Annotated in this window: 23 protein-coding genes; 4 read left to right on the top strand and 19 right to left on the bottom strand. The window is 72.4% G+C overall.

Features of this window, described 5'->3' with window-relative positions; all coding sequences use genetic code 11:
* Positions 1-233: 233 nt before the first annotated feature.
* Positions 234-1946, bottom strand: coding sequence for an IlvD/Edd family dehydratase (locus JOF44_RS14850; protein WP_209893033.1), 1713 nt, complete (start codon positions 1944-1946; stop codon positions 234-236).
* A 121-nt stretch (positions 1947-2067) separates the two neighbouring features.
* Between JOF44_RS14850 and JOF44_RS14845 the strand changes: the two genes are divergently transcribed.
* The gene (locus JOF44_RS14845) at positions 2068-3084 is read left to right on the top strand and encodes a zinc-dependent alcohol dehydrogenase (protein WP_209893030.1); all 1017 of its coding nucleotides are present in this window, start codon (positions 2068-2070) and stop codon (positions 3082-3084) included.
* A 138-nt stretch (positions 3085-3222) separates the two neighbouring features.
* Here JOF44_RS14845 and JOF44_RS14840 read toward each other — a convergent pair whose 3' ends face one another.
* Positions 3223-3648: a winged helix-turn-helix transcriptional regulator gene (locus JOF44_RS14840; RefSeq protein ID WP_342591799.1), complete on the bottom strand. Its 426-nt coding sequence runs from the start codon at positions 3646-3648 to the stop codon at positions 3223-3225.
* Positions 3649-3736: 88 nt separating this feature from the next.
* Between JOF44_RS14840 and JOF44_RS14835 the strand changes: the two genes are divergently transcribed.
* Entirely contained in the window at positions 3737-4381 is a 645-nt protein-coding gene (locus tag JOF44_RS14835) for an NAD(P)-dependent oxidoreductase (RefSeq protein ID WP_209893027.1), read from the top strand.
* A 41-nt stretch (positions 4382-4422) separates the two neighbouring features.
* Here JOF44_RS14835 and JOF44_RS14830 read toward each other — a convergent pair whose 3' ends face one another.
* The 8 genes from JOF44_RS14830 to JOF44_RS14795 form a co-directional block, all read right to left on the bottom strand.
* Entirely contained in the window at positions 4423-4887 is a 465-nt protein-coding gene (locus tag JOF44_RS14830) for an NUDIX domain-containing protein (RefSeq protein WP_209893025.1), read from the bottom strand.
* Entirely contained in the window at positions 4884-5444 is a 561-nt protein-coding gene (locus JOF44_RS14825; protein WP_209893022.1) for a PTS sugar transporter subunit IIA, read from the bottom strand. Before JOF44_RS14825 ends, JOF44_RS14830 begins: the two co-directional genes overlap by 4 nt.
* A 185-nt stretch (positions 5445-5629) precedes the next feature.
* A complete protein-coding gene (locus tag JOF44_RS14820; protein ID WP_209893019.1) occupies positions 5630-6526 on the bottom strand; it encodes an aminodeoxychorismate lyase in 897 nt (298 codons plus the stop codon).
* A gap of 24 nt (positions 6527-6550) precedes the next feature.
* Positions 6551-6877, bottom strand: a complete 327-nt coding sequence (locus tag JOF44_RS14815) for a WXG100 family type VII secretion target (RefSeq protein WP_209893016.1) — start codon at positions 6875-6877, stop codon at positions 6551-6553.
* Between the two features lie 177 nt (positions 6878-7054).
* Positions 7055-7894 carry a hypothetical protein gene (locus JOF44_RS14810; RefSeq protein WP_342591798.1) on the bottom strand — a complete coding sequence of 280 codons (840 nt, stop codon included), beginning with the start codon at positions 7892-7894 and terminating at the stop codon, positions 7055-7057.
* A 48-nt stretch (positions 7895-7942) separates the two neighbouring features.
* Positions 7943-8677 carry a hypothetical protein gene (locus JOF44_RS14805; protein WP_209893013.1) on the bottom strand — a complete coding sequence of 245 codons (735 nt, stop codon included), beginning with the start codon at positions 8675-8677 and terminating at the stop codon, positions 7943-7945.
* Entirely contained in the window at positions 8677-9165 is a 489-nt protein-coding gene (locus JOF44_RS14800; protein ID WP_209893010.1) for a hypothetical protein, read from the bottom strand. The genes JOF44_RS14805 and JOF44_RS14800 overlap by 1 nt, the downstream gene beginning before the upstream one ends.
* 69 nt (positions 9166-9234) lie before the next feature.
* Complete coding sequence (locus tag JOF44_RS14795; protein ID WP_209893007.1) at positions 9235-10056, bottom strand: hypothetical protein; 822 nt, start codon at positions 10054-10056, stop codon at positions 9235-9237.
* 157 nt (positions 10057-10213) lie between these two features.
* On the opposite strand from JOF44_RS14795, the gene JOF44_RS14790 reads away from it, so the two are divergent.
* Entirely contained in the window at positions 10214-10609 is a 396-nt protein-coding gene (locus JOF44_RS14790) for a hypothetical protein (protein WP_209893004.1), read from the top strand.
* Positions 10610-10673: 64 nt separating this feature from the next.
* Here JOF44_RS14790 and JOF44_RS21010 read toward each other — a convergent pair whose 3' ends face one another.
* From JOF44_RS21010 to JOF44_RS14755, 7 genes are all read right to left on the bottom strand, one after another.
* Positions 10674-11930, bottom strand: coding sequence for a GHMP family kinase ATP-binding protein (locus tag JOF44_RS21010; protein WP_209893001.1), 1257 nt, complete (start codon positions 11928-11930; stop codon positions 10674-10676).
* On the bottom strand, positions 11927-12796 hold the full coding sequence (locus JOF44_RS14780) for a nucleotidyltransferase family protein (RefSeq protein ID WP_342591797.1): 870 nt from the start codon (positions 12794-12796) through the stop codon (positions 11927-11929). Before JOF44_RS14780 ends, JOF44_RS21010 begins: the two co-directional genes overlap by 4 nt.
* An 84-nt stretch (positions 12797-12880) precedes the next feature.
* Complete coding sequence (locus JOF44_RS14775; protein WP_209892998.1) at positions 12881-14014, bottom strand: cysteine desulfurase family protein; 1134 nt, start codon at positions 14012-14014, stop codon at positions 12881-12883.
* A gap of 11 nt (positions 14015-14025) precedes the next feature.
* Positions 14026-14904: a carboxylating nicotinate-nucleotide diphosphorylase gene (nadC, locus tag JOF44_RS14770; RefSeq protein ID WP_209892995.1), complete on the bottom strand. Its 879-nt coding sequence runs from the start codon at positions 14902-14904 to the stop codon at positions 14026-14028.
* Complete coding sequence (gene nadB, locus JOF44_RS14765) at positions 14898-16673, bottom strand: L-aspartate oxidase (RefSeq protein ID WP_209892993.1); 1776 nt, start codon at positions 16671-16673, stop codon at positions 14898-14900. The genes nadC and nadB overlap by 7 nt, the downstream gene beginning before the upstream one ends.
* A 2-nt stretch (positions 16674-16675) precedes the next feature.
* Positions 16676-18043, bottom strand: coding sequence for a quinolinate synthase NadA (gene nadA / locus JOF44_RS14760; RefSeq protein ID WP_209892990.1), 1368 nt, complete (start codon positions 18041-18043; stop codon positions 16676-16678).
* Between the two features lie 26 nt (positions 18044-18069).
* The gene (locus JOF44_RS14755) at positions 18070-18756 is read right to left on the bottom strand and encodes an NUDIX hydrolase (protein ID WP_076811405.1); all 687 of its coding nucleotides are present in this window, start codon (positions 18754-18756) and stop codon (positions 18070-18072) included.
* A 298-nt stretch (positions 18757-19054) separates the two neighbouring features.
* Between JOF44_RS14755 and JOF44_RS14750 the strand changes: the two genes are divergently transcribed.
* Positions 19055-20392: an MFS transporter gene (locus tag JOF44_RS14750; RefSeq protein WP_209892987.1), complete on the top strand. Its 1338-nt coding sequence runs from the start codon at positions 19055-19057 to the stop codon at positions 20390-20392.
* Here the strand turns inward: JOF44_RS14750 and JOF44_RS14745 are convergent.
* Entirely contained in the window at positions 20382-21302 is a 921-nt protein-coding gene (locus JOF44_RS14745) for a DUF817 domain-containing protein (protein WP_209892984.1), read from the bottom strand. The genes JOF44_RS14750 and JOF44_RS14745 overlap by 11 nt on opposite strands.
* Before the next feature lie 142 nt (positions 21303-21444).
* The gene (locus tag JOF44_RS14740) at positions 21445-22656 is read right to left on the bottom strand and encodes an NAD(P)/FAD-dependent oxidoreductase (RefSeq protein WP_209892981.1); all 1212 of its coding nucleotides are present in this window, start codon (positions 22654-22656) and stop codon (positions 21445-21447) included.
* Between the last annotated feature and the right edge of the window lie 75 nt (positions 22657-22731).

Here is a 22731-nt window from a genome sequence, read left to right as displayed (position 1 = left end):
GCCGCGAACGGACTCCCCTAGGCTAACGCTTTCCTCCGGGTGCGACCAGGACGTTCATCCAGAGCTGGACGTCACGCCCCTCGGTCGGGACACAGGCGTCCCGCACGGGGCACACCCCGGGGCGAGGGCGGCGGAACCATGACGAATTCCGTACCCGAATCCGGCACCCTTCTCGACCGCGCAGGGGCTTGGAGGCCGGCGCGGGGTCGAGCGACAGCGGACCAGCGCAGCGGTCAGTGCGATTCGCGCCCCACCTCGGAGCCGCTCGCGCCGACGAGGAAGTCGAGGTCGGCGCCGGTGTCGGCCTGCTGGACGTGGTCGACGTACAGCCGCTCCCACCCCCGCGCCGGCGCGGCGAACGCCTCGGTCATCGCGGAGGACGGCTCGCGCGCCGCCAGCTCCTGGTCGCCGAGCTCCACGTCCAGACGCCGCCCGGCCACGTCCAGCACGATCCAGTCGCCCGTGCGCACCAGACCGAGCGGTCCGCCCGCAGCGGCTTCCGGCGCGACGTGGAGGATCACGGTGCCGTAGGCGGTGCCGGACATGCGACCGTCGCAGATGCGCACCATGTCCCGCACGCCCTGCTCGAGCAGCTTGGTGGGCAGCGGCATGTTGGCGACCTCGGGCATGCCCGGATAGCCCTTGGGGCCGCAGCCTCGCAGGATCATGACGGAGTCTGCGTCGACCTCGAGCTCGGGATCGTCGATCCGAGCACGGAAGTCCTCGATGCTGTCGAAGACGAGCGCCCTGCCGCGGTGCTGGAGCAGCTCACCGGTGGCGGCGGCGGGTTTGATGATGGCGCCGTCGGGCGCGAGGTTGCCGCGCAGCAGGGCGATGCCGGCGTCGTCCTGGACCGGACTCTCCCGCCCGGAGATGACCTCGCGGTCGAAGATCTCCGCGTCCTCGAGGTGGTCCACGAGGGGCTTTCCCGTGATGGTCAGCGCCTCCGGGTCCAGCAGGTCCTTCACTTCGCGCAGCACGGCGAGCAGGCCGCCGGCGCGGAAGAGGTCCTCCATGAGGTGGCGGCCGGCGGGTTGGAGGTCCACCAGCAGCGGCACATGGGAGCCGATGCGGTCGAAGTCCTCCACCGTGAGGTCGATGCCGAGGCGGCCGGCGATCGCGAGCAGATGCACCACGGCGTTGGTGGAGCCGCCGATCGCGCCGAGCGCCACGATCGCGTTGTGGAAGGAGCCCTTGGTGAGGAAGGTCGAGGGGGTGCGGCCGTCCTTCACCAGATCGACGGCCAGGCGCCCGGTGAGCTGGGCGGCCTCGCTGAGGCGGGCGTCGGAGGCAGGAGTCCCGGCGATGCCGGGCACGATGGTGCCGAGCGCCTCGGCGACCAGCGCCATCGTGGAGGCGGTGCCCATGGTGTTGCAGTGCCCGGCGCTGCGGATCATCGCGGACTCCGAGCGGGTGAAGTCCTCCTGCGAGAGCGTCCCGGCGCGCACCTCCTCGCTGAGCTTCCACACCCCCGTGCCGCAGCCCAGCGGGGCGCCGCGGAAGGTGCCGTTGAGCATGGGCCCACCGGGCACCACCACCGCGGGGATGTCGACGCTGGCGGCCGCCATGAGCAGGGAGGGGATGGTCTTGTCGCAGCCGCCCAGCAGCACCACGCCGTCGACAGGGTTGGCACGCAGCATCTCCTCGGTGCTCATCGCGGCCATGTTCCGCCAGAGCATCGCGGTGGGGCGCACATTGGTCTCACCGAGGGAGACCACCGGCAGCTCCTGGGGCACGCCGCCGGCCTCGAGGATCCCGTTCTTGACGAACTGCGCGACGCCGGTCAGGTGCGCGTTGCAGGGGGTGAGGTCGCTGGCGGTGTTGGCGATCGCGATCTGGGGGCGGCCGCGGAACGCGTCGTCGGGCACTCCCCGACGCATCCAGGCGCGGTGGATGTAGGCGTTGCGGTCCTCGCCCGCGTACCACTGGCTGCTGCGAAGCTCCATTGCTGATTCCATTCCCCGAAACGGCGGTCTACTGTGTGGAATGCCCGCATGCTACGTCACCTCGACCCCTCCGGAACGATGAGTCCGCAGGTGAGACCGACCCCCGACAGGAGCTGCCCCGATGCGCGCACTGGTGATCACCGGCCCCGGCGAGGCTGCCGCGGGCGACGTCGCCCCGCCTCTCGCGGCGCCCGGTGAGGTGGTGGTCGACGTGCAGCGCGTGGGGATCTGCGGCACCGATCTCGAGTTCTTCGCCGGGAGCATGGCCTACCTCCGCTCCGGTCACGCCCGCTTCCCGATGCGCATCGGGCACGAGTGGATGGGTACGGTCTCTCAGCTCGGCGACGGCGTGGATCCGGGATGGAGCGGCCGACGGGTCATGGGCGACACCATGCTGGGCTGTGGCCGCTGCCGACGCTGCCTGCGCGGACACCAGCACGTGTGCGCGGCGCGCCAGGAGGTGGGGATCCGCGGCGATCGGCCCGGAGCGCTGGCCGAGCAGCTCACCGTGCCCGCCTCCTCGCTCCACCTGCTGCCCGATCAGCTCGACCCGGCTCTCGGCGCCCTCGTCGAACCCGGAGGCAACGCTCTGCGCGCCGTCCAGGGCGCGGCCCTGGCTCCCGGGCACCGGGTGCTGATCATGGGACCGGGCACGATCGGTCTGCTGTGCGCGCTGTTCGCCCGCGCCTCCGGAGCGGAGGTGCACCTGCTGGGGCTGGCCGGGCCGGGGCTGGAGTTCGCCCGCTCGCTGGGACTGGCACACGTGTGGACGCAGGAGACCCTGCCGGATCTGCCGGTGGACGCGATCATCGACGCCGCGCCCTCCGCGGAGCTCCCGCCCTGGGCGCTCTCGCGCGTCGAGCCGGGCGGACGCGTGGTCCTGATCGGGCTGGCCGAGGAGCCGAGCCGCATCGACACCCGCGATCTCGTGCTCGGCGACCTCACCGTCGTCGGTGTGCTCAGCGCCTCCCCCGCGCTCGAGGAGACCATCGCCGCCTACGCCGACGGGTCCGTCGACCCCCGCCCGCTCATCGCGGCGACCATCGGGCTGGACGAGGTGGCGGGAGTCCTCGCGGGTGCCCGGCCGGACGGGGCGGGAGCCGGGCCCAAGATCCACATCGATCCGCAGCGCGGATGACGCCACCTGCCAGAACCCGGACCCGGACCCCAATCAGGACTCGGACTCTGACCCGGACCCACGGCACCACAGTCGGCGTCGGTGCGCGTCGGGACGCACCGATGGTCGCGATCGGCGGATCCGCCGGTCCGACCTCGTTCACCGTGCGCTGTCGTAGGCCTCCTGCGACTCCGTGATGTCGGACAGGTAGGTGATGGCCCATTCCTGCAGCGCACGCAACGGCTCGCGCAGGGTCCGGCCCGCCTCGGTGAGCTCGTACTCGACGCGGACGGGGACCTCGGGATGGACCGTCCGGCGCACGAGCCCGTCCCGCTCGAGTCCGCGCAGCGTCTGGGTGAGCATCTTCTGCGAGATGCCCTCGACCTGTCGGCCCAGCTCCGAGAAGCGGGCGCTGCCGTCCCAGAGGGCGACGACGATGAGCACCGTCCAGCGGTCCCCGATGCGATCGAGGATGTGACGGCTCGGGCAGCCCGCCCGGTACGGACTGATCGCCGGGGCGGTGTCAGTGTCAGTGCCAGTGCCAGTGCCAGTGCCAGTGCCAGTGCCAGTGCCAGTGGTTACCACGAAGTGCCTTCTTCCCAACAGAGAGCTGCTCTCCTACGGTAATCGAGACGTCGGTTCCGACGCCACCCCGTGCACAGAAAGGCATCTCATGTCTCGCATCACCGTCATCGGAGGCACCGGCTACGCCGGTTCCGCCATCGTCGCCGAGGCCGCCGGACGCGGCCACCAGGTCACCGCGCTGAGCCGCTCGGCCCCTGAGGAGCCGGTTCCTCACGTGACCTACCTCCAGGGCGATGCCGGCGACGAGGCGACGCTGTCCTGGGCCATCGCCGACGCCGACGTCGTGGTCGACGCGCTCGCCCCTCGCGGCGCGCAGGCCGGGACCTGGCGCGATTCCCACCGGGCCATCGCCCGCGTGGCCGATGCCACCGGCGTGCGTCTGATCATCGTCGGCGGCGCCTCCTCGCTGCGTCCCGCGCCCGGAGCGGATCGTTTCGTGAGCGACCTCAGCGGCATCCCCGAGGAGCTCCACGAGGAGATCCGAGAGGGAGCGGCGTTCATCATCGAGGACCTCCCGGCCACACCCGCGACGCTCGACTGGCTGTTCGTGAGCCCGGCTCTGAGGTTCGGCGCGCATCTGCCCGCCGAGCAGCTCGGCCGCTATCGACTCGGCGACGACGTCGCGGTCCAGAGCGACGGCGGCGTGATCTCCGCCGCGGACTACGCCCTCGGTCTGGTCGATCTGGTCGAGACGAGCGATCACCACCGCGCGCACCTCAACCTCGGCCACTGAGGCGGGTCAGCGGGGGAGGTCGTCGGGCCGACGGCGGGTCCTCAGCCCCCGGCCCCCAGCGAGAACGGACGGCTGCTGGGGTCGGATTCCAGCCAGCGGGCGAGCCGCGTCGGCCGGACGTCGTAGGCATCCAGACCTGCCAGCGGCAACCAGGCCGTGCCCGCCTGCCCCGGATCGGGCTCGGTGCCCTTCCCGGGCTCCTCCCCTTCGGCGAGGCCGCACCAGTAGGCGACGTTGACCTGGTGGAACGGCGGGATCGGGGATGCGTCCACCATGCGCGTATCCATCATGATCTCGAACAGGCACGCCGCCTGGTGCACCTCGATGAGCGCACCGATCTCCTCGCGGCACTCGCGGATCAGCGCCGCGACCTGGTCCTCGCCGTGCTCCTGGCCGCCGCCGGGCAGGGCGAACACCGTGCTGCCGTCGGGATCGATGTAGCGGTTCATGAGCACGTGGCCGTCGCGGACGATCAGTGCCTTCACCCCCAGCCGCGGCGTCCTCATGCGTGGTGCTCCTCGGTGTCATCGGTGCCTGGTCCGGGAGCGGCCGGACCGGCACGGAGGTGGGCCTCGGCGCGCTCGCGCAGCTCCGTCTCGTCGGCCGCCTCCAGCAGATCGGCGACCGCCTCCTCGTCCCGCAGCAGACCCATCAATCGCTGCAGGGCGATGAGGTGTTCTCGGACGTCGCTGAGCAGCGGCATCGCCACCAGGCGGGCGTCAACGGTGCCGCCGGTCCCTCCCATCTCCCCGAAGGGGACGGGACGGGCGAGGGTCGCGAGCGCCAGTCCGGGAGTGAGCACGTGCTCGGGGTCCGCGTGCGGGATCGCGGTGGGGATGGGGGTGGGCAGGCCCGTGGGATAGCGCTGCTCACGCGCCTGCAGGGCCTCGGGGAAGTCGAGCGTCACGGCGCCGGCGTCGAGCAGGAAGCCGGACAGCGAGCGCAGCACGTCCGCGGGATCGGTGACGTCCAGGCGGGCGACGACGACGGTCAGCGCGAGGGGGACGGGTCCTGCCGCATCCTCGCCGTGGGCGTCATCGTGGTCTCGCTCGTTCGAGCTCATGGGGCCTCCTGGTCGCTGCCACATTCTGACACCTGCCGCGCCCGGGCTGCGCGCTTCGCCCATATTCGCGCCGCGCCGAACCTCCGAGCGGCCGTGGTGCGCGCCGACAGGACGTTGCCCGGGTCCGAGGTCGACAGAATCTCCGCCTCTGGTCCGGCGCCTCGCAGGCAGACGTCGACGGGCGGTCATGCCCTCCCGGACAGCAGCGCCTCGAAACGCTCGGTGAGCTCGAGGTCGAGCGGCAGCTCGGCCTCGTCGAGGTGGGTGATCGGGGCCGCCAGACGGGTGGAGGACAGCAGCCAGGCCCCGTCGGAGCCGGCGACGTCCGCCACGGTCATCAGCTGCTCGCGCACCTCGTGACCCTCGTCCTGCAGCGCGGTGAACAGGGTGGTCACGCAAGTTCCGGGCAGCACACCGGCGCTGACGGGCGTGGTGAGGAAGGCGTCGCCGCGGCGCACCAGCAGCGTCGACGTCGGCCCTTCGAGCACGTAGCCGTCGGTCGCGACGAACAGGGCGTCCTGCGCGCCGCGGCGCTTCGCCTCGCGGACGGCCGCCATGTTCACGGCATAGCTGAGGGTCTTCGCGCCGGGCAGCAGCCAGGGGCTGGTCTCCGGGACGGCCGTGGACAGGCCGCGGTCCAGGGCGGCCACGCGGATCCCGCGGCGGTACGGGGCCCAGTCGTCGGAGACGTGCGCATCGATCCAGCAGGTGGGGGTGCCGGCACCCTCGATGCCCCGGGTGTACATCACGCGGATGGTCAGCTCGGGGACGTCGGCGTGGGCCTCGATCGCGGCGTCGATCGCGGCGAGGAGCGTCTCCTGGTGAGGCGCGGGCATCTGGAGCAGGGAGGCGCTGCGGGCGAGGCGCGCCAGGTGGGGGCCGACGTTGATGGGTCGTCCGTCGAAGGCGCCGATGGTCTCGAAGATGCCGTCGCCGCGGGTGGCCACCAGGTCGGTGATCGACAGCTGCGGCACCGCGGGGTCGGCGAGGCGGAAGGGGGCGCTGCCGTCGTGCGGGGTCCCAGCCGCTCCGGGGACGAGGACGAGAACCGGTGCAGGGGTGTCCGTGCTGGACGAGGTCATGGCGCTCCTCCTGGTCGTGGCCGCTCAGGGTCGAGGTGGCCGGATGTCCAGGGTAGACCCGCCGAGGGCACCGCCGATGCTGTCCGGGCTGGAGGCGTGCTCCTGCTCCTCGGCGTGGCTGAGCAGACGCCGCGCTTGGTGACGCAGCTCCACGAAGCAGTCCTGCATGCCGGGCCGGACCTTCCCGGCCCAGTCCGCGCGGAACGCCTCGGCGTCGTCCCCGGTCCACTCCATGGAATCGATGCGCGAGGCGAGCACGGATTCGAGATCGGCCAGCAGCTCTGCACGGCGCACCGAGGCGGACCCCATCTCCCGCAGCGCCTCCGTGTCGGCGCCCCAGAACCCGCTCATCGACCGCCGTGCTCCCCTCGCCGTCGCACCCGTTCCCCTGTGACGCTCTCACCGTAGGCGGGCCGCCGGGAACGAACCATGGGGAGGACTCCCCATGGGGTGCGCTGGGGCGACGGGCGGCGCGCAGGGATCAGGCCGGCGGGCGGAGCGCGCCGGGCAGGCACGGGAGGGACGGGGTCAGGCGGTCAGCAGCGCCACGACGCGACCGCGCTCGCGCCAGGCGACGTGGAGATCCAGCGGATCCCCCGGCACGTCGGCATCGATCAGCTCGACGCGGGCCCCGAGCGGAGCCTGGCGCAGATCCGCCACGGCGATCGTCCCCTCGGGCAGGTCGCCCGGCCCGGCGGCCGACGGGCTCTGCACCGGCACCGTCGTCGTCTCTGCGGAGGTGACGGCACCGGAGTCCGCGGCATACGGACTCACCCCGGCGTCGTCCTCGTCATCGTCGGCCTCTCCGAGGAAGGCGGCGAACAGGTGCTGGTCCATGAGCTGCTCGGCGAGCTCGGTGCGGGCCTCCCCCTCCTCGGGGGCTTCGCCGAGCGCCGCCAGGCTCGCCTCGAGGGCGTCGGCGAAGCGCTCGAGGTAGGAGGGCAGATCTGCGGCGGCCAGCTGCAGGGCGAGGTCCTCGCCGATGCCGTAGATCGCGCCCGGGGCGCCGTCGTCGTCGATCGTGAGGATCACGGCGGCATCCGGGGTCTCGTACAGGGGGTAGAAGGTCGTGGCCGATCCGAGCAGGGTGTAGGGGCCGACGTCGGTGCGGTCCTCGATCAGCAGGTTCAGCACGGGGTGGCCGCACAGCTCGATGCCGCCGAGCTCGTCGAGGATCTGCTCGAGCGCGGGCGGCGGATCCGCCGCGAGCTCCTCCTCGTTCGTCGCGAAGCCGGGAACGAGCGTCACGTCCTGCTCGTGGGTGCGCGCCAGGGAGGCGATGCGGTCCAGGACCGGTCGTACGGACAGCAGCGGGATCGCGGGGGCCTCGGTCGGCCAGGGCAGGGAAGAGTTCATCGGCGTGGTCACCCGCTCATCGTGGCACAGCTGATCACACAGCCCCAGCGGCGCGGCCGCTCAGCTCGGCCGCCCGACCTCGTTGGCTCCCGGGAGCACCTGCATCATGGTCTCCCAGGCCGTGACCGACGGAACCGGCACCAGATCGACACCGTCGTCCGTTTCGACCACCACGAAGTATTGCGTGGCGACGCGAAGGTAGACAGCGAGATTCGACGATTCCTCGCCATCCATGGAGATCCACTCTGCGCGAGAGCGAGTGAGCTGCCAGGAGCTCGCCCCGTCGGCCTGATACCCGGCTTCCGCAAGGTGCGGCTGCACCTCGACCCATGCGCTGCGACGGACAGAGGTCTCCGGCGCGCCGAGGTCGACGACGGCCGACGTGCGCACCCGAATGGCTTCGGCGTCTGCGGCGGGGGGCATCCCCGGCAGGAACCTCACGAGCCGAGTCATACCACCCGGCAGATTCACGACGGGGAAGCCGTTCAGCTCCGAGAGGTCATCGGTGAGCGGGCTGAGACGCACCCCCACGGCGTTCTGCCCGGCGTCGATCACGTGCCGCTGGTGGCCGCTCGGACCGGACACGGTGAGCTCCACCGTGAACAGGGAGGAGGAGAGGGTCACCCCGATGGACGCGAGTAGATCGTCCCCGGTGCCCTCAGGCATCTCGGCCCCGTCGTCCCGTAGACGGGCAAGGACGGAGACGGCGTCGTCGACGGTCAGCTGGCGGGCCAGTTCATCGATCTCGCTCGGGGACCCACGGAACGTGGCCGTCGCGGAGTCGTACGTGAGCATCAGGCCTCGGCCCCTTCGGTCGTGATCGAGCAGGTGGCGGCGACGCGCTCGAACAGCTCCGATGACTCCGGGTCCCGGAAGGGGAAGCTGGTCAGGGTGATGGTGACGAGCACACCGCCGTGGACCGCGAACAGTTGGCGGACGGTCACCGTGGTCATCGACTCGGAGGAGTACACCGCCGCCCGGAACCAGCCGTCGACCCCTCCGACCTCAAGGGGCCGATCATCGATCAGGTGGTAATCAGGGACCGTCGCGAGGGCCTGGGCACGAGACATCGACTGTGCCGTCTCGAGGTCCAGAGGCTGTTCGGTGGCGGGCTTCTCGATCGCGACGAGGAGGTTGTCGCGGAACGGTCCCGCTTCGTTCTCCGGTTGCAGCGCGAGGAAGGCCGGAGTCGTCTCTCCGCGCTCGACCAGCCAGGAGTCCGGTCTCTCGAGGGAGACGACGACCCCCGGGACGGTCGCCGCGGCCACTGCCTCTCGGATCATCGGTCCTCCTGCTCGCGCTGTATATGGGTTCTGCGTCCATATCGGATGGTACGAGGTCTGCGGGTTCCGTCAGCCAAGAGCCCAGTCCGCGAGGAAGTTGCCCGCTGTCCCCCCGGCGAGCCCTCCGGCGATCCCCCCGATCGCGCCGCCGATGACCGTACCGACACCGGGGAAGATCATGGTCCCCACGGAAGCGCCCAGTGCCGCTCCGCCCCACCCGACGAGGGCACCGCCACCGGCGTTGGCCACACCGTCGATGGTTGCTCGCCCCATACGTTCACCGGTGCCGAGGCTGGGGTCGCTCGCATCCGCCTCCCAGCGGTCCCACGCGGCGAAGCCGCCCGAGACGACGGCTCCGGCGGCCCCGAAGACCCTGGACAGCCCGCCCGCGCTGCGCGACGCCGCCTGAGCGGCGTCCGCCATCTCGTCGCCGCCGACCATGAACAGCGAGGCGATCATCTTGGGATTGCCGAGGTACTTGGAGAGTGCGCCGTAGGCGCCGTCGAGCCCGTCGAGGATCCCCCCGAGGCCGAGTCCGACGACGTCTTCCCAGTCGTTGGGGAGCATGTCCCGCCACCCCGGCATGTCCCCGCCGCGGAAGATGTCTCCCAGGTCGAATCCGCCGTCGCCTCCCGTGACCTCCGAGGCGCCGTCCTGCTCATCGACGTGCTTCCTCAGTTCCTCGGCAAGGTCCGCGAACCGCTCGAGAGTCGTGGAGATCTGACCGGTGCGCAGCCCCTCCCATTCCGTGCGGAAGGACTCGGCGTCCTGGCCCCGCCAGAAGGTGTCGATCCGCGCCACGACGGACGAGAGCCGGGCTGTGTTGTCCTCCAGGGCGCTCCGGCGTTCGGTCAGCGTCGAGGCGAATTCCTGTCCCTGAACCGTATCCATCCCGTAGAAGTTCACGTCTGCAGTCCCCCCATGCCGTCATACCGAACCGGATCAGACTCTCCGACGGGATCAGCTCGCGCAATGGGGAGTACTCCCCATCCACATCGCGACCTGCCGGGAACAGGACAGCGCGCCGTCTGCCTGCGACAATCTTGGCGTGTCGCAACGAGCTCTCCTCCCTCTGGTCCTCGTGGTCGTCGGGCTGCTGCTGCTGGCCTACACCCTCTGGTCACGTCACGGCGGGTCTCCCCCGGCTCGTCACTGGATCGCTCCGCCGCCGGCGGAGAACTGGATGCTGGAGCGGATCGTCGTCCTCGGGGCTCCTGCGATCGGGCTCGCCCTGATCGACGTCGCGGCGATCCTCGTCCTCGAGGGCTTCCCGGTGCTGCGGGGGCTCGCGGTCGGGGTGCTGATCGTGCTGCTGATCCCGGTGCTGTATTTCGTGCTCGCGGTGATCCCGCTGCCGCTGGTCCTCTATCCGCGCTGGGCGCGGGAGGTGGTGCGGCGGCGCCGCCGGTACTGGCGGGAGTTTCGGGCCCGGCAGCGGGTATGAGGTTGCACGGGCGACCGGGGCGGACGGCGCATGCCGACCCCTGGCCGTCCGACGCCGCCGTATCTCAGCGGCGCACGCGCCGGGCGGCTCCGCCGGGGCGGGTGATCGCGGTGGTGGCGTCGCAGCGCTCGGGGTGGGCGGCGCGGTAGGCCTCCAGCCACTCGGCGGCGAAGCGCTCGGCCCCGTCGGCCGGGACGAGGGCCCAGACGCTGCCGCCGAAGCCGGCTCCGAAGGCGCTCGCGGCGTGGGCGCCGTGCTCGCGGGCGAGGCGCTGCAGGGCGATGGTCTCGGGGACCTGGTTGCGCAGCCCGGTCTCGGCGCCGGTCTGGGAGAGGTCGACGAGGCGCCCGAACTCCTCGAGATCGCCCGTCTCCAGCGCGGTCGACGCGGCGGGGATGATCTGCTCGGATTCGGTGAGGAACTGCTCGAGGCGGCCGACGAGGTAGTCGTCGGCGGCGGCGAGCTCGCGCAGGCGCGCCGCGGCGTCCGTCGCGCTCGCGAGCGCGTCGGCGAGGGTCTCCTCCCGGCCGCCGGTGGCCTCCTGCCAGCGCAGCACCAGCTCGATGACCGCGCGCGAGACGCGGTTGTACGCCTCGCGAGCGGCGCCGGTCTTGGCGGCCTCGACCCCGCTGACGGCGACCACCAGGACGAGCTCGTCACCGAGGCCGACGGTGCGCTCGTGGCGCACGGGGCAGAAGGAGTACTGCACGAGGGCGTCGGGCACGCCGCACAGCACCGCGGTGTGGTCCTCGCTGCCGCCGAAGGTGCCCACCCCGCGCTCCCCGGCCAGGGACCCGAAGCTCTGCCCGTTCTCGATGGTGCCGCAGTACTCGCCGAGCTTCTCGATGGTGGTGATCTCGCGGGTGAAGGCGGGATCGGCGGCGAGGCCGGAGAGGTCGATCAGCGCCAGGGCGAGGCCGACGACCAGCGCTGAGGAGCTGGACATCCCGGCCGCCAGCGGGAGGGTGGAGGTGACGGTGACGTCGGCGCCGCGGAGCTGTCCGGGGAAGTTCTTCTCCAGGCGGGCGGCGACGGTGCGCACGTACCCGCCCCAGTGCCCCTCGGTCTCGTCGGCGGCGGACTCCTCGGGACGGTCCAGGTCGATCATGACGGTCCCGTCGGCGCCTTCGGAGCGGGCGCGCAGCACGCGGTCCTGCCGGGCGCTCGCGGTGATCGTGTGGCCGGTGTCGACGGCGGCCAGCAGGGAGCGGCCGCCCGCGTAGTCGGTGTGCTTGCCGAGGACCTCGATGCGTCCGGGCACGAACCAGCAGGTGGAGGTGCCGGGGGCTCCGGCGGTGAGCTCCTCGAGGGCGTCGCTCACAGGCGCACCTCGATCCCGGCCAGAGCCTCTTGCACGCCGGCGACGTCGCCGCGGGAGGACATGTCCAGCACCCCGACAGCGGCGGGGACGACGGTGACGGCCTCGCCCTCGGCGACCAGGAGCCGCACGGCGTCGATGATCTCGAGCTCGCCGCGCACGGACGGCTCGATGCGGGCGCAGGCGTCGAAGATCGCGGGGGTGAACAGCCAGGCGTTCATCGAGACCGGGGCCTGCTCGCCGTAGGCGGCGAGAGTCTGCTCGTCGGGCTTCTCGACGATGTCCTGGAGGCGGCCCTGTTCATCGGCGGCGACCAGGGCGAAGGCGCGGATCCGCTCGGCGGGGATGTTGGAGCCCGTCACCATCGCCTCGCGGTCGAAGCCGACCAGGGCGCTGCCCGGGGCGGCGGCGAGCGCGGCGAGGGCCTCGCGCGGGTAGTAGTTGTCCGAGTTCAGCACGATCACCCGCTGGTCGCCGGCGAAGTCGCGGGCGGCGGCGACGGCGTCCGCAGTGCCCCGGGGCTCGGCCTGCACGGCCGTGCTGACGGTGACGCGGCCGCCGCTGACGCGCGCGGCGTACTCGCGCAGCACCTCGTGCTCGGGGCCGATGACCAGGCAGATCTCGGTGACGCCGACGTCCGCGAGCACGGAGACGACGTAGTCGAGGAAGGGGCGGCCGACGTCGATGAGGGCTTTGACGCCGCTGGCAGCGACGGCGGCCTGCTTCTCGTCGAGCGCGGCGCTCTCGTCGGCCGTGCGCATGCGGGTGCCGAGTCCGCGGGCGAGGATCACGGCACGGGTGACGGCAGGGGCGGCAGCAGCGGTGTCGGCGGGGGCATCGGCGGAGGGCGGGGAGCTCTGGTCGGTCACGCCGGGAGTCTACGGGTACAGAGGCACCGGACCGGAACGATTCACATGCCGCCATCCGCCATCGCGCCGGCGGAGGTCGCCGGTTCACGGGCGGGCGAGGACCTCCTCGAGCGCGGAGGTGGCCGCCGCGAGCTGTGCGGCCGTGACGTCGGCGGGCAGGGTGATGCGCACCGCGGTCTGGGCGACCTCGCGGGGGATGCCCAGAGCCGTGAGCACGTGGGAGGGCTCGTCGCTGCCGGCGGCGCAGGCCGAGCCGCTGGAGGCGATCACGCCGCGCTCGGCGAGGTCCAGCAGGATCGACTCCCCGCTGCGACCGGACACGCAGAAGGATGCGTGGCCCGGCAGCCGCGCCCCCGCATGGCGGGGATCCGCCCCGGTCCGCAGCACGCCCTCGCGCGCGGTGAGCACGCGCTCGAGGAAATGGTCGCGCAGCGGGGCCAGGCGCGCCGCTTTCTGCTCCCGCTCGGTCTCGGCGAGCTCGAGCGCGGTCGCGAGGGCCACGGCGAAGGCGACGTTCTCGGTGCCGGATCGGCGGCCGTTCTCCTGCCCGCCGCCGTGGACCAGCGGCTCCACCGGCAGGCGTCCGCGGATCATGGCCAGGCCGATCCCCTTGGGGGCGCCGAGCTTGTGGCCCGAGAGGGTCAGCGCATCGACGCCGAGCCCGCGCAGGTCCAGCCACCCGGCGGCCTGGACGGCATCGGTGTGGACCAGGGCTCCGACCTCGTGGGCGACCTCGGCGAGCGCCCGCACGTCCGTGATCGTGCCGATCTCGTTGTTCGCCAGCGCGAGGGAGACCAGAGTGGTGTCCTTCCGCAGCGCGGCACGCAGGGCCTCGGCGGTGATGGTCCCGTCGGCGGCGACCCCGACGTGGGAGACCTCGAAGCCGTGGACGCGGCGGAGGAAGTCGACGGTCTCCAGCACGGCCTCGTGCTCGGTGGCGGCGGTGACCAGGTGCTTTCCGCGCGGAGTCGCGAGCGCGAGCCCCTTGATCGCGAGGTTCGCGGCCTCCGTGCCGCCGGCGGTGAAGACGAGGTCGCTGCGGCGCACCCCGAGCACGGCGGCCACGCGCCGACGGGCATCCTCCAGCCCCGCGGCGGCGGCCTCCCCCACCGCGTGGTGGCTGGAGGGGTTGCCGAAGGTGCCGGTGAGGTAGGGCCAGGCGGCCTCGAGCGCTTCGCGGCGCACCGGGGTGGTGGCGGCGGTGTCGAGGTAGAGCATCGGCGCCTCCTTCAGGCTCCGGAGGTGACGGTCATGTCGAGGCCGAGGTCGAGGTGCCGTGCGCTGTGGGTCAGGGCGCCGGAGGAGATGACGTCCACCCCGGTGCGGGCGATGTCGCCGACGGTCCCGAGGGTGACGGTGCCGCTGGCCTCGATGATCGCGCGGCCGGCGATCAGCTGCACGCCCCGGGCGAGGTCCTCGAGGGAGAAGTTGTCGAGCATGATGATGTCGACACCGCCGGCGATGACCGGCTCGATCTGATCGATCCGGTCCACCTCGACCTCGAGGGAGGTGGTGTGGCCGAGCTGGACCCGGGCGTGGCGGATCGCCTCCGTGAGGTCCAGGCCCTGCTGCTGGAGCACCGCGAGGTGGTTGTCCTTGGCCATCACGGCGTCCGAGAGGGAGAAGCGGTGGTTGACCCCGCCGCCGCAGCGCACGGCATGCCGTTCGAGGGCGCGCAGGCCGGGGGTGGTCTTGCGGGTGTCGGTGATGGCCGCGCCGGTGCCCTCGACGGCCTCGACGAAGCGCCGGGTGAGCGTCGCGATGCCGGACATCCGCTGGCTGAAGTTCAGGGCGATCCGCTCGGCCTGGACGACGGCGCGGGCCGGCCCGGTCACGGTGGCCAGCACGTCACCGGCGGTGAAGCTGTCCCCGTCGGCGAGGCGAGCGGTCACCTCGGTGGCGGGATCGGTGAGGCGGAAGGCGGCGGCGAACACCGCGAGACCGGCGGCCACGCCGTCCTCGCGAGCGACGAGCTGCGCGCTCGCGGTGGCGTCGGCGGGCAGGAGCACCTGGCCGGTCAGGTCACCCCACGGGGCGTCCTCGGCGAGCGCGGCGGCGACGACGGGGTCGATCTGGGCGGTCGGCAGGGCGGGCGAGGTGGTCAGCATGCGAGGGCCTCCTGCGAGGGGTCGGGAGCGGGGATCCGATCGTCCGGCGCGACGGACGGATCGTCGAGGCGGTGATGGGCGCCGACGGATGTGGTCCGCGCCAGGGCGTGGGCGGTGAGCAGGCGGGCGAGGTCGAGGAGATTGCGGTCCTCGAGCTCGCCGACCGTGGTGAGGGCGGCGGGGTCCGGGCCCTGCCAGACGGCGAGCTGCGCGGCGGCCGCGGTGAGCTGCTCGCCCGTGCGCAGCAGCCCGACGTGGGACCACATCAGCTCCTGCAGCGCGGACCGGGTCCACGGCGTGGGATCGACGCGGGGCGGCGACGTGGGAACGACATCGCGTGAGGGGACCCCGGGCAGGGCACATGGCGGAGACGGAGGGGAGGGCGGCGTATCCACGGGCGCTCGGTGAGCAGCCTCGGCATATATGGCGCTCGATGCTCGTATAACGCCCGTGGATGCGCTCTGACCGGGAGCCGGGGACGCGGAGGGGAGCTCGGCCGCGCCGGTGAGCCCCACCCCCGCCCGGGCCGCGCCGGTGAGTCCCACCCCCGCCCGGGCCGCGCCGGCCGCCGCGTCACCGGCCCGGGCTCCGAACACCGCGCCTTCGAGCAGCGAGTTCGAGGCCAGGCGGTTGGCGCCGTGGACGCCCGTGCGGGCGCACTCCCCCGCCGCGGACAGACCGGGCAGGCTGGTGCGCCCCTCGAGATCGGTGCGGATGCCACCCATCCAGTAGTGCGCGGCCGGGGTGACGGGAACGGGCCGGCTGCCCCAGTCGAACCCGGCCGCGCGCACGGCGGCATCGATCGTGGGGAACCGTTCCCGCAGGCGCTCCGCGCCGATCCCGGTGGCGTCCAGCAGCACGGGCCGCCCGTCCTGGACGGCCATGACCTGGGCGATGGCCCGGGCCACCACATCGCGCGGGGCGAGCTCCGCCCGCGGGTCGATGCCGGGCAGGAAGCGCCGGCCCTGCTCGTCGCGCAGCACCGCCCCTTCACCGCGCACCGCTTCGGACAGCAGGAAGGACCCGGGCACGGCGAGCGCGGTGGGATGGAACTGGTAGAACTCGAGGTCCTCGAGCGCGGCACCGGCCCGCCAGGCGGCGGCGATCCCGTCACCGGTGGCGACGACGGGATTGGTGGTGTGGGAGAAGAGCTGCCCGGCACCACCCGTGGCGAGGACTGTCGCGGAGGCGTGCACCGGCCGCCGCGACCCGTCGGCCGTCAGCAGCTCGGCACCGACCACGCGGCCATCCTGGACCAGCAGGTCCTCGAGAGCGGCGTGCTCGAGCACGGTCAGCGACCCGGTCGACTCCCCCGCAGCCTGCACGCGCACCGCCGCGACCAGGGCGTCCACGATCGCACGCCCGGTCGCGTCCCCACCGGCGTGGAGGATGCGTGGCCGGCCGTGGGCACCTTCGAGACCGCAGGCGTAGGTGCCGTCCGCCGCACGGTCGAAGTCGACACCGCGGGCGATGAGGTCGGCGATCGCGTCGGGGCCGCCCTGGCACAGCACGCGCACCGCCTCGGTCTCGCCCAGTCCGGCGCCCGCGGCGAGGGTGTCGCGGGCGTGCGCGGCCGGGCTGTCGGAGGGATCCAGCGCCCCGGCGATGCCGCCCTGGGCATGGCGGGTCGAACCGTCGGCCAGCTCGGTCTTGGTCACCAGCAGCACGTCCGCGTGCCGAGAGGCGCGCAGCGCCGCCGTCAGCCCCGCGATGCCGGAGCCGACCACCAGCACCTCGGTGCCCAGCCCGGCCTCCTGCTCCCGCGCCATGCTCAGCGCTCCGCGGCGGTGCTCGACGCCGGGGCGGAACCCGGCCCCGGGGTGACGCTCGACGCCGGGGCGGCGCTGTCCGGCGCGGGTTTCGCGGCGAGCATCCGCTCCAGGGCCGCCCGGGCGGGCTCGGCGACGTCCTCGCCGACGCTGATGCGGTTGATGACCTCGCCGTCCAGCAGCGATTCGAGGGCCCAGGCGAGGTAGCCGGGGTGGATTCGGTACATCGTCGAGCAGGGGCACACCACCGGGTCGAGGCAGAAGATCGTGTGCTGCGGGTGCTGGGCGGCCAGGCGCTGGACCAGGTTGATCTCGGTGCCGATGGCGAAGGTGGTGGGCTCGGCGGCGCCCTCGATGGCGCGGCGGATGTAGTCGGTGGAGCCGGATTCGTCGGCCGCGTCGACCACGGGCATGGGGCACTCGGGGTGGACGATGACCCGCACGCCGGGGTGCTCGGCGCGGGCCGTGTCGATCTGCGCCGTCGTGAAGCGCTTGTGGACCGAGCAGAAGCCGTGCCAGAGCACCACCTTGGCGTCGTGCAGGGTCTGTTCGTCGTTGCCGCCGAGGGGTCGGCCGGGGTTCCACATCGGCATCTCGTCCAGGGAGATCCCCATGGCCTTGGCGGTGTTGCGGCCCAGGTGCTGGTCGGGGAAGAACAGCACCCGCTGCCCGCGCTCGAAGGCCCACTCCAGCACCGTCGAAGCGTTCGAGGAGGTGCACACGATGCCGCCGTGGCGGCCCACGAAGCCCTTGATGTCCGCGGAGGAGTTCATGTAGGTCACGGGGATGACCGGCATCCGGCCGTCGACCCCCGGCGTCTCGCCGCCGTAGACCTCCATGAGCTGCTCCCAGCACTCCTCGACCTGGTCGATGTCCGCCATGTCCGCCATCGAGCAGCCGGCGGCGAGGTTGGGCAGGATCACGGCCTGGTCGGGCCCGGAGAGCAGATCGGCGGTCTCGGCCATGAAGTGCACCCCGCAGAAGATGATCGCCTCGGCCTCGGTGCGGGCCGTCGCGGCGGTGGCGAGCTGGAAGGAGTCGCCCACGTGGTCGGCGTACTGGATGACCTCGTCGCGCTGGTAGAAGTGCCCGAGCACCACCGCACGGTCCCCGAGCTCCGCCTTCGCGGCGCGGATCCGGCGGTCCAGCTCCTCGGCGCTCGCGTCGCGGTACTCCTGGGGGATCTCTCCCTGGCGCGGGGCGGCGGCCGGGATCGGGTCTGCCATCGAGGCGCCGGGGCCGTAGCCGGGGTCGCGGGCGTCGACGTCCCAGGGGGCGTCGAGCAGCTCGGTGGAGCAGCTGCTGCCGGTGGTGGTGCCGGCCGAGATGTCGCGGAGGGTCAGGTCGACGGAGCTGTGGGTGGTGGTCATGGCGTGCTCTCCGGTGGGTTGTGGGGTCACTGGCCCGTGAGGGGGCCGTTGTCGGCGAGGTGGATGGATCGGTCGTGGCGGTAGAGGCGGGCCGGGCGGTGGCGTCCGCCGGTGCGGAAGGCGTCGGTCGCGACGAGGCGGCCCGAGGCCTCCATCTGGCGGCGGAAGTTGGCGGGGTCGAGGGTGCGCTGCAGGACCGCCTCATGGACGCCGCGCAGCTCCGCGAGGGTGAAGGACTCCCCCAGGAAGGCGGCGGCGATGCGGGAGTACTCGACCTTGTTGCGCAGGCGCCACAGGGCGTACTGAACGATCAGCGAGTGGTCGAAGGCCAGCTCGGGCACCTCGTCGGCGACGAACCACTGCACGTTCACGCCGGCCGCGCCGGCGTCGGCCTCCTCGGGGCGCACCAGCGCCCAGTAGACGACCGAGACGGTGCGCTCGGCGGCCGTGGGCGCCCGGTCCAGACCGCCGAAGGCGTAGAGCTGCTCGAGGTACTGCGGGGTCAGCTGCGTGGTCTCGCGCAGGTTCCGCGCGGCCGACGCGGCCAGCCCTTCGTCGGGGGTCAGCGGACCGCCCGGCAGCGCCCATCGTCCCTGGTGGGGAGCACGGATGCGACGCACCAGCGGGACCCACAGCGCCAGCCGACGGGTGGTCGGATGAGGGCGCAGGGCGAAGATGACCGTCGAGACGGCCAGGGAGATCGGATCGTTCATCGTCGGCGACACCTCCTGTTAAAGTCCCGAGGACCTTTACTGGTGACGAGGACATTAGACTCACCGTGACCAGAAGAGGATGCTGTGACGCTTTCGTGTGAGCGGCGTCACGAGATCGGTGACTTTAACTCGACCCGGGCCCGTGGCGGGCCCGCGCCGACCCGCCGCCGTCCCGGCTCCTGTGACGCCCCTCGCCCGCAGCCGCCGGGGCGGGAATGTTCCCGGGCCGAGCCGCGCTGTGCCGACGGATGCGTGCACGGCGCATCCCGGTGCCCGCCGCGGCAGGAAGCGAGAGATCATGACGACCACTGCCGCACCGAAGGCCGCCGGCTCCCGCTCACCCTGGCGCATCGCCTGGGCGTCCATGGTCGGCACCTCGCTGGAGCAGTTCGACTTCTACCTCTACGCCTACTTCGCCGCATTCTTCGTCGGCCCGCTGTTCTTCGAACCCCTGGGGGCGGCCGGTGCGACGCTGGCCTCCTTCAGCACGATCGCGGTCTCCTTCGTGATCCGCCCCGTCGGCGCGATCATCTTCGGACACATGGGCGACCGCCTGGGACGGCGCACCACGCTGCTGTGGACCGTGACGCTGATGGGCGTGGCCACCGGGCTGATCGGCCTGCTGCCCACCCATGAGCAGGCCGGATGGCTGGGCGCCGCCGGACTGGTCGCGCTGCGCCTGTTCCAGGGCATCTCACTCGGCGGCGAGTGGGGCGGCTCCGTGCTGCTGGCCACCGAGCACGCCCACCCGCTCAAGCGCGCGTTCTACGCCGCGATCCCCCAGCTCGGCTCACCGATCGGTTCGATCCTCTCCGCCGCGGTGTTCATCGTCCTGTCGCTGACGCTGCCCGAGCAGGCCATGCAGGCGTGGGGCTGGCGCGTGCCCTTCTTCCTCGCCGTGCCGCTGCTGCTGGTCTCGCTGTACCTGCGCCGCCGGGTCGAGGAGACCCCGGTGTTCTCGCGCCTGGCCCGCACGGACAGCCGCGCCCGCCGGCCCGTGCTCGCCCTGCTGCGCACCCGTCCCCTGGCGCTGGTCATCGCGGTCGCGGTGGCCCAGCTGGGCATCGGCTCCTACGCGCTGATGAACACCTACACGATGAACTACGGCGCGGCGGTGCTGGGCTATCCCTTCCTGCAGCTGCTGACCGCCGCGACGATCGGCTCGCTGCTGCAGCTGATCACCGTGCCCGCCTTCGGAGCACTGGCCGCCCGCACCAGCTCGACGCTGGTGGTCGGCATCGGCGCCGCCGGCACCGCGCTGATCGCCTTCCCGATGTACTTCCTGCTGCAGTCGGCCGGATTCGGGGTGCTGGTGGCGATGATGGTGATCGGCGGCATCCTGCCCACCATGTCCTGGGCCGCGCTCGGCGGACTGATGAGCGACCTCTTCCCGGGCCGGCTGCGCTACTCGGCGCTCTCGCTCGCCTACGCGGTGGCGGCGACCGTGGGCGGCTTCGTCCCGCTGCTGACCTCGGCGCTGGGGACCTGGACGTCCCAGGCGTGGTGGCACCCCGGCCTGGTGCTGGTCGCGCTGTCGGCGGTGACGCTGGTGGCCGCGATCGCCGCGGCGCGGGAGGGCCGACGGCGCGCAGGCGCGGAGGCCGGACCCGAGGCGGAGGACACGATCAGCGCCTGAGGCGGTCGCGCTCTCCCTCCTCGTTCCGGGCGCTTGCCGCGTCCGGCTCCCGCGGCCGGTGCACGAAGGTCACCAGCACCACGGAGATCATCATCAGCAGCAGCCAGGAGACGAACTTCGTCAGCGGCACGAGCTGCCAGCCGGCCGCCTGGTGCGGGTAGATCCAGGCCCCCGCCCAGGTCCCCACGTTCTCGGCGATCCAGAGGAAGAAGGCGACGCCGACGAAGGCGAGCAGGATCGGCATCCGGAACCGGGCGCCGCCGCGACGGTTGCGGAAGGTCATCACGCACGGCGCGTACAGCCACGCCACCAGCAGGAGCAGCACCCAGCGGGCGTCGGGCAGATAGTGGTGGGTGAAGAAGTTCGCGTAGATCGCCGCCGCGACCAGGGCCGTCGTCCAGATCGGCGGATAGCGCACGAACCGCAGGTCGAACAGGCGCATCACCCGCACCATGTAGGAGCCGACGGCGGCATACATGAACCCGGAGTACAGCGGGACGCCGCCGATCCGCAGCAGCCCGTCGGTCTCGTAGGACCAGGAGCCGACGTGCGTCTTGAACACCTCCATCGCGGTGCCCACGACGTGGAAGATCATGATCACCCACAGCTCGCGACCGCCTTCGAGGCGCAGCACGAGCATCGCCGCCTGCACCGTGACGGCGGCGATCACCAGCGCATCGCCGCGCACCAGGAGGGCGCCGTCGGGGTAGAGCAGACCGGCGAGCACCAGCAGCACGAGCATCGCGGCGCCGAAGACGCACGCCCAGGCCTGCTTCACCGTGAACACCGCGAACTCCAGCAGCCCTCGGCGCAGCCGGCTGGCGTCGACCGCGAGCGCCTGCGAGCGGCGATGCGCCCAGGCGTCGAGGCGTTCCTCGAGCGGGGTGAAACCGCGGTGACCATGGTCCATGGCCGAGAGCCTAGAGAGCTCGGAAGGGTGTTCCGCGGGGGTCGTGGTCGGGCTCTGGGAAGGAGTTGTCAGGATTCGGTGCAGGCCGACGTCCCGCCGTGCGCATCACCCCCACCGCCCCGCACGGCTGCTCACGAGCGCCTCACCCGCCGGGGGCGATCTGCGCGGGCAGCTCCTCCCGCCGGAGGCGTCCCGCTCGGGAGGCGGCCATGACCTCGCGGGCCGTCGGCACGGAGTCCCAGGTGTTCCACAGCAGGATCCCGGCGACCTGCTCACCGTCGAGGTAGTGGACGACGGCGGCGCTGCGATCCTCGCTCCACACCTCGAGCATCTCCAGCGAGGTGTCCAGGTGCCCGATCGCCTCGTAGCCGTCGTCGAACAGGTCGGAGTAGAACAGCGGGGTGTAGTCGTACGCCTCCTGGCCGCCGGCCATGTTGGTCCCGGCGGTGGTGCCGGAGGCCCAGGCGTGGTCGACGTGCTCGACGTGGCGGTCCCCCAGCAGGGGGTCGGTGAAGCGGATGATGTCCCCGGCCGCCCAGACGCCCTCGGCGCTGGTGCGCAGCTGTGCGTCGACCACGACGCTGTCCCCGTCCATCTCGAGCCCCGCGGACCTCGCGAGGTCGTTGGCGAGCTGAGCGCCGAGGCCGAGCACGGCGATGTCGGCGGCGGCGCTGCGGCCGTCCTCGGCGGTCAGGGTGAGGTGCTCCCCGGCGTCGATGCCGGCCAGGCGGAAGCCGCCGACCAGGGTGATGCCGTGCTGCTCGAAGACCTCCGTGAGGTGGGAGGTGATCGAGTCGGGGAACATGTGTTCGAGGATCACACGGCCCGTGTGGTGCAGGGTGACCTCGGCGCCGGCGTGGGCGAGGCCCGCGGCGATCTCGGTGCCGAGGTATCCGCCGCCGACGACGGCGACCCGGGTGCCGTCCTGGACCAGGTCCCGCAGGTGGCGGTAGTCCGCGACGGTGCGCAGGTAGGCCACGCGCTGGTCCTCGCCGTCGCCGAGGCGGCGCGGGGAGGCGCCGGTGGCCAGCAGCAGCGTGCCGTAGCCGATCGTGTCACCGGCCGCGGTGGTGACGGTGCGGGCGGCGGGATCGAGTGCGGTGACCGAGGTGGCGGTGCGCAGCTCGGCCCCGGTCTCCTCGGCCGTGTGGAGGTCCTGGGAGGCGGGATCGGGGTCCTCGCCGTGCCACAGGTCCTTGGTCAGGGCGGGGCGGTAGACGGGGCCGTCGGCGTCGGCCGAGAGGATCGCGATCGTGGCCGCCGGCGCCTTCTCGTGGATCGACCGGGCCGCCATGTCGGCGGCGACGCCGCCGCCGACGATCACGTGGTCGAAACTGCTCGTCAGGTCGGACATCGGGAACTCCTTCGTCGAGCGGGGTCGCTGCTGCCACGTTATGCCTGGCCGGGGCCGGTGGCAACGGACCGAGGT

This window comes from Brachybacterium fresconis (genome assembly GCF_017876515.1).
Lineage (GTDB): Bacteria > Actinomycetota > Actinomycetes > Actinomycetales > Dermabacteraceae > Brachybacterium > Brachybacterium fresconis.
The sequence above is the reverse complement of the archived record's forward strand: the minus strand, read 5'-3'. Positions and strand labels throughout refer to the sequence as shown.

What these genes read in the sequence shown, in the direction of transcription:
- JOF44_RS14745 (WP_209892984.1), bottom strand. Translation starts at nt 21,302, where the DNA reads ATGGACCATGGTCACCGCGGTTTCACCCCGCTCGAGGAACGCCTCGAC.
- JOF44_RS14800 (WP_209893010.1), bottom strand. Translation starts at nt 9,165, where the DNA reads ATGATCCGAGAGGCAGTGGCCGCGGCGACCGTCCCGGGGGTCGTCGTC.
- JOF44_RS14755 (WP_076811405.1), bottom strand. Translation starts at nt 18,756, where the DNA reads ATGAACGATCCGATCTCCCTGGCCGTCTCGACGGTCATCTTCGCCCTG.
- nadB (WP_209892993.1), bottom strand. Translation starts at nt 16,673, where the DNA reads ATGGCGCGGGAGCAGGAGGCCGGGCTGGGCACCGAGGTGCTGGTGGTC.
- JOF44_RS14815 (WP_209893016.1), bottom strand. Translation starts at nt 6,877, where the DNA reads ATGAGCGGGTTCTGGGGCGCCGACACGGAGGCGCTGCGGGAGATGGGG.
- nadA (WP_209892990.1), bottom strand. Translation starts at nt 18,043, where the DNA reads ATGACCACCACCCACAGCTCCGTCGACCTGACCCTCCGCGACATCTCG.
- JOF44_RS14740 (WP_209892981.1), bottom strand. Translation starts at nt 22,656, where the DNA reads ATGTCCGACCTGACGAGCAGTTTCGACCACGTGATCGTCGGCGGCGGC.
- JOF44_RS14750 (WP_209892987.1), top strand. Translation starts at nt 19,055, where the DNA reads ATGACGACCACTGCCGCACCGAAGGCCGCCGGCTCCCGCTCACCCTGG.
- JOF44_RS14820 (WP_209893019.1), bottom strand. Translation starts at nt 6,526, where the DNA reads ATGACCTCGTCCAGCACGGACACCCCTGCACCGGTTCTCGTCCTCGTC.
- JOF44_RS14795 (WP_209893007.1), bottom strand. Translation starts at nt 10,056, where the DNA reads ATGGATACGGTTCAGGGACAGGAATTCGCCTCGACGCTGACCGAACGC.
- JOF44_RS14775 (WP_209892998.1), bottom strand. Translation starts at nt 14,014, where the DNA reads ATGCTCTACCTCGACACCGCCGCCACCACCCCGGTGCGCCGCGAAGCG.
- JOF44_RS14835 (WP_209893027.1), top strand. Translation starts at nt 3,737, where the DNA reads ATGTCTCGCATCACCGTCATCGGAGGCACCGGCTACGCCGGTTCCGCC.
- JOF44_RS14825 (WP_209893022.1), bottom strand. Translation starts at nt 5,444, where the DNA reads ATGAGCTCGAACGAGCGAGACCACGATGACGCCCACGGCGAGGATGCG.
- JOF44_RS14805 (WP_209893013.1), bottom strand. Translation starts at nt 8,677, where the DNA reads ATGCTCACGTACGACTCCGCGACGGCCACGTTCCGTGGGTCCCCGAGC.
- JOF44_RS14850 (WP_209893033.1), bottom strand. Translation starts at nt 1,946, where the DNA reads ATGGAGCTTCGCAGCAGCCAGTGGTACGCGGGCGAGGACCGCAACGCC.
- JOF44_RS14830 (WP_209893025.1), bottom strand. Translation starts at nt 4,887, where the DNA reads ATGAGGACGCCGCGGCTGGGGGTGAAGGCACTGATCGTCCGCGACGGC.
- nadC (WP_209892995.1), bottom strand. Translation starts at nt 14,904, where the DNA reads ATGCTGACCACCTCGCCCGCCCTGCCGACCGCCCAGATCGACCCCGTC.
- JOF44_RS14845 (WP_209893030.1), top strand. Translation starts at nt 2,068, where the DNA reads ATGCGCGCACTGGTGATCACCGGCCCCGGCGAGGCTGCCGCGGGCGAC.